The organism is Streptomyces sp. NPDC086519 (assembly GCF_040686075.1).
In the GTDB taxonomy this organism is placed as follows: domain Bacteria; phylum Actinomycetota; class Actinomycetes; order Streptomycetales; family Streptomycetaceae; genus Streptomyces; species Streptomyces shenzhenensis.
The window spans coordinates 21,372-31,600 of the sequence record NZ_JBFBJL010000089.1; the positions used below are offsets into that span (position 1 = coordinate 21,372).

The following is a 10,229-nucleotide window of genomic DNA, read 5'->3' on the forward strand; positions in this document are numbered from 1 at the left end:
GACGGCGGTTCCCCGGGCACGCCGAAGCACCCTCGAAACCAAGTGTGAGCAGGGCAAACACACCCCGCGAGAGCCGCGCGTACAACCCTGCCCCGGTGCCGTCACCGGGGCAGGGCCGCTTGGTCGGCGGGGCGGTCAGAAACCGCGGTCGCCCGTCACAGGAGCACCACCGAGCGCAGGACGTCACCGTGGTGCATGCGCTCGAAGGCCTTCTCGACCTCGTCCAGGGCGATGGTCTCGGTGACGAACGCGTCCAGGTCCAGGCGGCCCTGGAGATGGAGATCGATGAGCATGGGGAAGTCGCGGGAGGGCAGGCAGTCCCCGTACCAGGACGACTTGAGGGCGCCGCCGCGGCCGAAGACGTCCAGCAGCGGCAGCTCCAGCTTCATCTCGGGGGTGGGCACGCCGACCAGCACCACGGTGCCCGCGAGGTCGCGGGCGTAGAAGGCCTGCCGGTAGGTCTCGGGGCGGCCGACCGCCTCGATGACGACGTCGGCGCCGAAGCCGCCGGTCAGTTCGCGCACCGCCTCGACGGCGTCGGTCTCCTTGGAGTTGACCGTGTGGGTGGCGCCGAGACCGCGGGCCGTTTCCAGCTTGCGGTCGTCGATGTCGACGGCGATGACGCGCGCCGCGCCGGCCAGGTTCGAGCCGAGGACGGCGGCCGCGCCGACGCCTCCGCAGCCGATCACGGCGACGCTGTCGCCGCGGCCGACGTTGCCGGTGTTGAGGGCGGCGCCGATGCCCGCCATCACCCCGCAGCCGAGCAGGCCGGCGACCGCCGGGGAGACGGCGGGGTCTACCTTGGTGCACTGCCCGGCCGCCACCAGCGTCTTCTCGGCGAAGGCGCCGATCCCGAGGGCGGGCGAGAGTTCGGTGCCGTCGGCCAGGGTCATCTTCTGCCTGGCGTTGTGCGTGTTGAAGCAGTACCAGGGCCGCCCGCGCAGACAGGCCCGGCACTGGCCGCACACGGCACGCCAGTTGAGGATCACGAAGTCACCGGGCGCCACGTCGGTGACCCCGTCGCCGACCGCCTCGACGACCCCCGCCGCCTCGTGCCCCAGCAGGAACGGGAAGTCGTCGCTGATCCCGCCCTCGCGGTAGTGCAGATCGGTGTGGCAGACCCCGCAGGCCTCGACCCTGACCAGGGCCTCCCCCGGGCCGGGGTCGGGCACGACGATGGTCTCCAGGCTGACAGGGGCGCCCTTGCTCCGCGCGACGACGGCACGGACCTGCTGAGACATGGCCACTCCTCGGCTGCAGAGGTGACGAGATGTTGCCCCATACGGCACGCATCTCGCGTTTCGCAACACAGCATCGCGGAGGCCGCAGCAGGGGTCAAGGATCCGTCGGCAGGCCCGCATCAGGCCACGCCCCGGCCCGCGACCGCCCGGGCCGTCGGGTGCGCGAGGGGCCACCGCGTGCGCAGGTCATGTCGAGTCCGGCACGGATGTGCCCGAGGTGAGGATGCGCGGCATCGGCTTCGACGGCCGCGACGAACTCCCGGAGCCCGGGGCGAAGACGAGGTCCCAGATCAGTCTCGGCAGGGTCGTGGAGCAGTTCGTCGGCACGCCGGCCCAGAACCTGCGCGCCGGGTGACCGAGCAGATTCCCGGCGCCCGACCCAGGCCGCGACGCGGCCCGGGGCGTCCGGCGGACGAGAGGCGGACGCGGTGCCCGTTCTCATCACCCGGCCCGCTCTTGCTCATCACCCGGCTCGCGCAGAGCCGAGGGCCTCGGTACGGCACGCGGGGCAGAACCGTCCGGGCCGAGCGGTCACATCCCGGCTGACGCGTGCCCCGTGGAGGGCGGCTGGTCGTCGTCCGTGCCGGGTACGACGACCAGGAAGGCGTCCGTGCTCAGATCCATGACCACGGTCGCCCGCCCGCCTTCGGCGCGGCACCTCGCCGCGTACTCCTCGGCCGGCCACGAGCCCCGGGGAGCCCCGGCGGGAAATCGCTCCAGCACCTTCGCGCCCATAGCGGTCCTGCACCTCCCGCATGCGGTTTTCGCCTTGTCATGGTGCGGCTGCCCGGGATCGACGCGGACATGCCGGAATCGCCGGACGACGCGGGCGGCCGCTCCGCCGTACGGGCACGCGGAAATGGGCGGGCAGGGCCTGCGCAGCCTGCCGCCGCAGCGCTTCGGGAACCGCCCCGCGAACCTCTCGGTCGTCCTGTTCACCGCCGACCCGCGCCTGCGCCTGTACGGCCGTCCGCCGCCGCGGGCGGCCCCTGGGCGGCTCCGGCGAGGTCGCGCCACCGCTGTGCGAGCGGGACCGCGCGGCGGACCGGGCGCCGAGGCGTTCGTGCGGCAGCCGGCGTGGCGGGACGTCCACCGCCTGGTGCCGGCCGCGCGGCCGGCCGCCTCGACGGCCGACCACCGGACGAGGAGCGGCCGTTGACACTCGGGGGATGCGGCCCGCGAGGACGCCGAGGCGGGGCGTGCGGGGCGCACCGGCTCCCGGAGCCGATCGCCGGCCCGGCGGACGGACTCGACCGGTTCCGGCGGGCCCGGGAGTGTGGCTGAGCACGGCCGGGGAGTGCCGAGAGCTACACATAAAGAGGAAATAAGAGCACAATGTCATCTAGCGGCGCATACCGCACACACCAGACGCGGTCAGGCCTGTAAGTCAAAGGAGACGAGTCATGGCCAACGTCTCGCACGGCAGAAGTGACATAACCAGCCACCCCGATGTCTCCGAGATGCGGGAGCGCTACGCCCGCATGCTCGGCGGCCGTGATGTCGCGCTCGTGGACGGGCCGGTGTTCCTGCTCGGCCTGTACTGCGCGGCGTCCCCGTGGATCCTCCACTACACGGCGAGCCAGCCCGCACTCGTGACCCACAACCTGATCATGGGCATAGCGATAGGTCTGCTGGCACTGGGCTTCACCAGGGCACCCGAGCGCATGTACGGCCTGAGCTGGGCCATGTGCGCCATGGGCATCTGGATGATCATCGCCCCCTGGGTGGTCGGCACCAGCCCTGACACGGGCGTCGTCATCAACAACGTCGTCATCGGCGCGCTGGCCCTCTGCCTCGGGCTGGTGTGCGCCGCTTCGGCGGCCAAGCGGACGCCGATGACCTAGAGCACATCGGGCATCCCCTGGAAGGGAGGACGCGGGGCCGGTCCGTGACGGTGGACCGGCCCCGCCGCGCACCCGCTCAGCGGCCGGGGACCGGCCGGGGCCCCCGCGGGAGCGGGCCGTGTCGATCAGATCGGCGGCCTCAAGGACGGCCAGGCGCCGGGTCACCGGCTGCCGGGTCAACGCGATGCGCCCGCCCAGCTCGGCCGGCGTCATGCAGGCGGTTGCTCGCACGCCCGTGCCGGCCGCCCGTCCCGTGGGGTCAGGGAGAGGTGTCGAACGCGATCCACACGTCCGGCGGCAGCTCCGGCAGGCCCGGCACCGGCCGGGGCTCCTCCGTCCAGGCGTCGCCCGCGACCTCGGTCGCGACCCGCCGCCAGAAGGCGACGGCGCCCGGGTTCTCGTACTGGAAGGCGATCTCCCAGCGGCCCGGATGACGGGTGAGGACCTCGCGGACGGCGGTCAGCCCGATGCCCGCGCGCCGCGCGCCGCGGGTCACGAAGAAGCTGTTGAGCACCCGCACCGGCGCGCCCAGCGCCCGGACGAACGCGAAGCCGACCGGGTGCTCGCCCCGCACGAAGAGGTAGGCCGCCCAGTCGGGTGAGGAGAAGGCGTCCTCGACGCGCTCGCTGCGGAACGAGCCGTCGGGCCCCGGCAGGAGTCCGCGGAACTCGGACAGGTCGTGGCGGAACATCAGCCACAGACGATCGACGACGGGGCGGTCCCCGGGGACGGCGGGGCGGACGACGACGTCCGCTTCGATGGGTTCGGTCATGAAAAAAGCCTCATCCGGCGGGAGTTGCCCGCGCCGGATGAGGCTGACGTGTACGCGTGACGCTACACCACGGCCGGCTCCTCCGGGCTCAGATACTCCTCCTCGATCTCCTTCGCCCCGAACGGCCACACCTTCTCCAGCCGCGCCCAGACCAGGAACGCCACGCAGCCGAGGGCGAGCCAGGCCAGGGACCACTCGATGGGGTGGCGGCCCGGGGAGTTCCGGTCGGCGTAGCCGTAGATCACGCACCAGCCGGCGAAGGCGACGATGCTCGGCAGCGGGTAGAGCCACATGCGGTACGGCCGCTTCAGCGCCGGCTGCCGGCGGCGCAGCACCGTGAGCGCCACGATCTGGGCCAGCGCCTGGACGATCACCATCACGGTGGTGAGCAGCTGGATCAGGGTCGCCAGGTCGGTGTGGCGGCCGATCAGGAAGCCGATCGCGGTGATCACGCCCATGGTCGCGAGACCCAGCGTCGGGAACCGGTGCTTCGGGTGCAGTTTCTCGTAGGGGCGGAAGAAGACGCGGTCGCGGGCGGCGTCGTAGGGCACCCGGGAGCCGCCGAGCAGGCCGGTGAAGACCGAGGCGAAGGCCGTGATCAGGATCAGCACGGTGACCGTGTCGGCGGCTCCCTTGCCCCAGGTCTTCTCCAGGACCGCGGAGGCGACCGAGGTCGAGGCGATGTCGTCCGGGTGCGTCATGCGGTGCCAGTCGATGACGCCGAGCGTGCCGATCTGGAGCAGCAGGTAGATCGCCATGATGCCGAGGATCGAGAAGAGGATGGAGCGCGGCAGGACGCGGCCGGGGTCCTTGATCTCGGCGCCCATGTAGGCGGTCGTGTTGTAGCCGAGGTAGTCGTAGATGCCGATGGTCAGGCCCGCGGCGAAGCCGAGCCAGAAGTGGTCGCTCGTCAGGTCGAAGGCGTGGGCCGGGTAGGTGAAGGCCAGGTGCGGGCTGAAGTCGCTCGCCGCGGCGACGATCACCAGCAGCACCGAGGCGATCATCACCGTCCACATGACGGCGGTGATCCTGGCGATGTGCTCGATGCCGCGCCAGAGCAGGAGCACCACCAGGGCGATGACGCCGAGCCCGATCAGGTCGCCGGAGGTCTGGCCGAGGCCGGGAGCGAGGTAGCCCAGGTACTGGACGAAGCCGACCACGCCCGTGGACATGATCAGCGGGATGAAGAGCATGGCGGTCCACACGAACAGGAACGGCATGAGTCGTCCGGTGCGGTACTGGAAGGCCTGGCGCAGATAGACGTAACTGCCGCCGGAGCCGGGCATGGCGGCACCGAGCTCGGCCCAGACGAGGCCGTCGCAGAGGGCGAGCACCGCGCCCGCGACGAAGCCGATGACCGCCTGCGGGCCGCCGAACGCGGCGACCATCAGCGGAATGGTCACGAACGGACCGATGCCGCACATCTGGCTCATGTTGATGGCGGTGGCCTGGAACAGCCCGACACGGCGGACGAAACCGCCGGCCGGTGGCGCACTGCCCGGGACGACGGGACTACCGGGACCTGCAGACATGGGGGCTCCTGAGCGAGACGCGGGGGAGGCGGGCGAGGCGTGTACGACGGGCGGCGGCCGACTCGGCGGGATGGCCGATAAAGTTAAGGAGCCTTACTAGATGCGTCAAGTATGCGTCGGGAATCGGTGAGAATGGTGCGATGGCCGCCAGCGACGTCGTAGAGGAGCAGGAACAGCCCTGGAGCCGGCAGCGACTGCGCAGCACCAACGAGCGGCTGCTGCTGGACCGGCTGCGTCTGCTCGGTTCCGCCTCCCGCGCCCAACTGGCCCGTCAGACGGGTCTGTCGAAGCCGACGGTGTCCAGCGCGCTCGCCGCGCTCAGGTCGGCCGGGCTGGTGCACGAGGTCGGCACCCATGTGCCGGAGCGCGGCCGCACCGCCGTGCTGTACGCGCCCGACCCGGCGGCCGGCCACGCGCTCGGCATCGACGTGGGCCGGGGCTGGCTGCGGGTGGCGGTCGCCGATCTCGACGGCACCGTGGTCGCCCGCTCCGACGTGCGCAACCGTGCCCGGGGCTCGGGCGCGATGGCCGACCTGCTGGTCGCCACCGCCCGTCAGGTGGTCGCCGACTCGGGGGTGGATCCGGCCGAGGTGGTGCACGGGGTGGTGGGCACACCGGGCGTGTACGACGAACGGCAGCGGCGGGTGCGGTACGCGATGCATCTGCCCGGATGGGGCCGCGCGGGCCTCCTGGACCGGATGCGCGAGGAACTGGGCGTCCCGCTGGAGGTGCACAACGACGCCAACCTGGCGGCCCTCGGCGAGTACACCTACGGCGTCGGAGCGGGCAGCCGGCTCTTCGCGTACATCATGATCGGCACCGGGCTCGGGATGGGCGTGGTCAGCGAGGGGCGCCTGTTCACCGGGGCGCACGGGCTGGCCGGGGAGATCGGTTTCCTGCCCTGGCCGGGGCGGCAGCGGGGGCCCGAGCGGCTGGAGGACGCGGTGTCGGGGGTGGCCGTGGCCGAGACGGCGCGGCGGCTGGGGATGAGCGGGCAGCTCACCGCGAAGTCCGTGTTCGACGCGGCGCGCCAGGGCGATCCGGCCGCGGTGGAGGCGGTACGCCTGGAGGGCGAGCGGATCGCCCACACGGTGGCCGCGGCCGCGGCCGTGCTCGACCCCGACCTGGTGGTGCTCGGCGGCGGTGTCGGCCACAGCGTCGACCTGCTGCTGCGCCCCGTGCGAGAGCATCTGCGCACCCTCACACCACTGCGCCCGAAGCTGGCACCCAGCCGGCTCGGCGAGGACGCGGTGCTGCTCGGCGCGGTGGCCACGGCCCTGGGCACCGCCCGTGACCTGGTGTTCGAGCGCAGGTCGGACGCTTCCTGACCGCGGCGGCGCCAACTCGCGCGGACCCCACGGTGATTGACACGGCCTCCACGGCACCCTAGCTTGAGGCGAGTTAGTAAAGTTTCCTAACTTTACGAGCCTGGAGACCACAGTGTTCCCTCGCCGTGCCCCCGGACACCGCCTCGCCACGGCCGCCGTGGCCCTGGGACTGCTCTGTTCACTCAACACCAGCGCCTGGGCCGGGGCCCGCGACCCGGCCCACGGGGCCGCCCGGATCACCCGTGTGCCGTCCGCCGCCGGGTCGGCGACTCCGCTGTCGGGCTACGCGATCCGGTCGACGGCCGAGGTGCGCGACTCCGCGTCGGCGGTCTCCTCCCCCGGCTACCCGGCACAGGGCTGGTATCCGGCCGGGCCCCGCTCCACGGTCCTGGCCGCGCTGCTCGCCGACGGCGTCCATCCCGACCCGTTCGTCTCCACCAACCAGAAGAAGATCCCCAAGGCGCCCTTCCAGGTGCCCTGGTGGTACCGCAGCGACTTCTCGGTGGCCGACCCCGCACAGCGCACCTACCTGGACTTCAGCGGTGTGATCTCGGCGGCGGACGTGTACGTGAACGGCCGGAAGGTCGCGACCACCGCCGACGTCACCGGCGCCTACACCCGTCACGAGCTGGACGTCACCTCGCTGGTGAGGGCCGGCACGAACACGGTCGCCTTCCGGATCCGGCCCAACGACCCGGACAAGAACCTCACCATGGGCTGGATCGACTGGCTCCAGCCGCCGCCCGACCAGAACATGGGCATCGTCCGGGACGTCCTGGTCCGGCGCGGCGGCCCGGTCGCGCTGCGCGACGCGCACGTGGTGACGAAGCTCGCGGTGCCGTCGCTGGCGACGGCCGACCTGACGGTGAAGGCGCGGGCCCGCAACGACTCGGACACCCCGGTCACCGCCCGGGTCTCCGGCACGGTGGCGGGAGTGCCCGTCACCCGGTCGGTCCAGCTCGCCGCCCACCAGACCAGGACCGTCACCTTCACCCCCGCCGACACCCCCGGCCTGCACCTCACCTCCCCCAGGGTGTGGTGGCCGGCGGGCATGGGCGGCCAGCCGCTCTACGGCCTCGACCTGACCGCTTCCGTCGCCGGCACGGTGTCGGACACCGCGCACGAGCGCTTCGGCGTCCGTGACGTCCGGGCACCGCTGAACTCCGACGGCGCCCGCCAGTACGCGGTCAACGGCCGCCGGCTGCTGATCAAGGGCGGCGGCTGGTCACCCGACGAGTTCCTGCGCTGGGACCGCACCTACACCGAGGACCGCCTCAAGTACGCCCTCGACCTCGGCCTCAACGCCATCCGGCTGGAAGGTCACATCGAACCCGACGAGTTCTTCGACCTCGCCGACCGCTACGGCATCCTCACTCTCCCGGGCTGGGAGTGCTGCGACAAGTGGGAGGGCCAGGTCAACGGCGACGGCGAGCGGGGCGAGAAGTGGACGGCCGCCGACTACCCGGTCGCCCAGGCCTCGATGGCCGCCGAGGCCGCCCGGCTGCGCGACCACCCGAGCGTGGTCTCCTTCCTGATCGGCAGCGACTTCGCCCCCGACGCGAAGATCGAGAAGTTGTACCTGGACGCGCTGAAGGCCGCCGACTGGTCGGTCCCGGTGGTCTCCGCCGCCTCCGACAACTCCACACCGCAGCTGGGCAGTTCGGGCATGAAGATGACCGGCCCGTACGACTGGGTCCCGCCGGGCTACTGGTACGCCAAGCGTGAGGGCGGCGCCACCGGCTTCAACTCCGAGACCAGCGCGGGCCCGGACATCCCCACCCTCGACACCCTGCGCCGGATGATGACACCCGCCGAGCTGGGCACCCTCTGGCAGAACCCGGCGATCCGCCAGTACCACCGTTCCCCCTCCCCCGTCTTCGGCACGCTGAAGATCTACGACGAGGCCCTCACCGGCCGGTACGGCGCCCCGAAGAGCCTCACCGACTACGTCCGCAAGGCCCAGCTCGCCCAGTACGAGAACGTCCGCGCCCAGTACGAGGCGTACGGGCGCAACGCCACGGACTCCTCGAAGCCGTCGACCGGGGTCGTCTACTGGATGTTCAACAGCGGCTGGACGTCCCTGCACTGGCAGCTGATGGACCGTTACCTCGACCAGGGCGGCGCCTACTTCGGCGCGAAGAAGGCCAACGAGCCCCTGCACGTCCAGTACTCGTACGACGACCGCTCGGTCGTCGTGGTGAACGAGCGGCACGCCCCGGCTTCCCGGCTCACCGCCCGCGTCACCTTGTTCAACCCCGACGGCACCCGGAAGTACGACCGGACCGCCACCGGGATCACGGTCAAGGGCGACGGCGCGCACAGCACCCCGCTCACGGTGCCGGCGTCGGTGACCGGGCTGTCGTCCACCTATCTGGCGCGGCTGGTCCTCACCGACGCCGGCGGCAAGGAGGTGAGCCGCAACGTCTACTGGCTCTCCACCAGGCCCGACACCCTCGACTGGGCGAACACCGACTGGTATCACACACCGACCACCAGCCACGCGGACCTGACCGGGCTCTCCTCGATGGCCCGGGTCCCGGTCACGGCGACGGCGTCGACGACGGACGCCGACGGCACGTCGACCACCACGGTCACGGTCCGCAACACGGGCACGGGAAAGACCCCGGCCCTGCTGACCGACGTCCACCTGGTCGACGCGCACGGCAGGCCGGTGCTGCCCGTGCGCTGGTCGGACAACGAGGTCAGCCTGTGGCCGGGCGAGTCGGCGACCCTGACCGCCACCTTCCGGACGGCCGATCTGCACGGCTCCGCGCCCCGGGTGCGGGTCTCCGGCTGGAACGCCGAGGAGCGGACGTTCGAGGCGCGTTGAGGCGAGTGGCGACGAGCGGGGCGGGGCCCGGCCGCGCAGGCCGGGCCCCAGGCCCTCAACTGACGTTGAGGGCGGTGTCGTCGATGACGAACGACGTCTGCAGGGTGGAACCCTCGGTGCCGGTGAACTTGAGTGTCACGGTCTGTCCGGCGTAGCTCGCCAGGCTGAAGCTGCGCTGGGTGTAGCCGCTGGCGGCGTCGAGGTTGGAGTAGGTCGCCAGGGTGCCCAGCACGGTGCCGGAGCTGTTGAGGACCTGGACCTTGAGGGTGTCGTACGCGGTGCTGGTCGAGGTCTCCGCCGTGTCGATGTGCAGGTAGAAACTCAGGGCGGCGGTGGTGCAGCCGGACGGGACGGTCACCGACTGGGAGAGCGTGTCGGTGGTGGCCGTCCCGTAACCGTCCAGCCAGGCGTAGTACGAGCCGGTACGGGCGGACTCGCTGCTGGAGTTGGTGATGACGCCGCTGGAGGCGCTCCAGGTGGTGTTGCCCGACTCGAAGCCGTTGTTGCCGAGGAGCTGGGCGGAGGTGCAGGTGCCGGACCCGCCGCCACCGCCGCCGCTGCTGCCGCTGGAGGCGCCGGTCAGCCACGCGGTGGCGTTGAGGGCGAGGGCGGCGTTGGTGGCGCCGCTGTCGTTCCAGCCGTCGTACAGCGTGTTGCCGGACTGGCCGGTGCCGTCGTCGAT

General features: G+C 71.8%; 8 protein-coding genes and 2 pseudogenes. 5 read left to right on the forward strand and 5 right to left on the reverse strand.

Annotated elements, in window-relative coordinates; genetic code table 11:
- Nucleotides 1-155: 155 nt before the first annotated feature.
- Nucleotides 156-1,241 (reverse strand): S-(hydroxymethyl)mycothiol dehydrogenase, encoded by a 1,086-nt coding sequence (locus tag AB0P24_RS43440; RefSeq protein WP_365804204.1) that lies wholly within the window; start codon nt 1,239-1,241, stop codon nt 156-158.
- 223 nt (nt 1,242-1,464) lie between these two features.
- Between AB0P24_RS43440 and AB0P24_RS43445 the strand changes: the two genes are divergently transcribed.
- Nucleotides 1,465-1,596 carry a hypothetical protein gene (locus AB0P24_RS43445; RefSeq protein WP_365804206.1) on the forward strand — a complete coding sequence of 44 codons (132 nt, stop codon included), beginning with the start codon at nt 1,465-1,467 and terminating at the stop codon, nt 1,594-1,596.
- Nucleotides 1,597-1,772: 176 nt separating this feature from the next.
- On the opposite strand, the gene AB0P24_RS43450 is transcribed toward AB0P24_RS43445, so the two are convergent.
- The gene (locus AB0P24_RS43450) at nt 1,773-1,976 is read right to left on the reverse strand and encodes a hypothetical protein (protein WP_365804208.1); all 204 of its coding nucleotides are present in this window, start codon (nt 1,974-1,976) and stop codon (nt 1,773-1,775) included.
- Nucleotides 1,977-2,280: 304 nt separating this feature from the next.
- On the opposite strand from AB0P24_RS43450, the pseudogene AB0P24_RS43455 reads away from it, so the two are divergent.
- Nucleotides 2,281-2,397: pseudogene (locus tag AB0P24_RS43455) on the forward strand (deoxyribodipyrimidine photo-lyase); the annotation flags it as partial.
- A gap of 247 nt (nt 2,398-2,644) precedes the next feature.
- Entirely contained in the window at nt 2,645-3,085 is a 441-nt protein-coding gene (locus AB0P24_RS43460; protein WP_365804210.1) for an SPW repeat protein, read from the forward strand.
- Between the two features lie 259 nt (nt 3,086-3,344).
- Here the strand turns inward: AB0P24_RS43460 and AB0P24_RS43465 are convergent, their stop codons facing one another.
- Nucleotides 3,345-3,857, reverse strand: coding sequence for a GNAT family N-acetyltransferase (locus AB0P24_RS43465; protein WP_365804212.1), 513 nt, complete (start codon nt 3,855-3,857; stop codon nt 3,345-3,347).
- 62 nt (nt 3,858-3,919) lie between these two features.
- Nucleotides 3,920-5,389, reverse strand: coding sequence for an APC family permease (locus tag AB0P24_RS43470; RefSeq protein WP_365804214.1), 1,470 nt, complete (start codon nt 5,387-5,389; stop codon nt 3,920-3,922).
- Between the two features lie 140 nt (nt 5,390-5,529).
- Here AB0P24_RS43470 and AB0P24_RS43475 point away from each other — a divergent pair, with 140 nt between their 5' ends.
- Together AB0P24_RS43475 and AB0P24_RS43480 are read left to right on the forward strand one after the other, a co-directional pair.
- The gene (locus AB0P24_RS43475) at nt 5,530-6,717 is read left to right on the forward strand and encodes an ROK family transcriptional regulator (protein ID WP_365804216.1); all 1,188 of its coding nucleotides are present in this window, start codon (nt 5,530-5,532) and stop codon (nt 6,715-6,717) included.
- Between the two features lie 112 nt (nt 6,718-6,829).
- A complete protein-coding gene (locus AB0P24_RS43480) occupies nt 6,830-9,547 on the forward strand; it encodes an exo-beta-D-glucosaminidase (protein ID WP_365804218.1) in 2,718 nt (905 codons plus the stop codon).
- Nucleotides 9,548-9,602: 55 nt separating this feature from the next.
- Here the strand turns inward: AB0P24_RS43480 and AB0P24_RS43485 are convergent.
- Nucleotides 9,603-10,229 (reverse strand): annotated as a pseudogene (locus tag AB0P24_RS43485) (hydrolase); the annotation flags it as partial.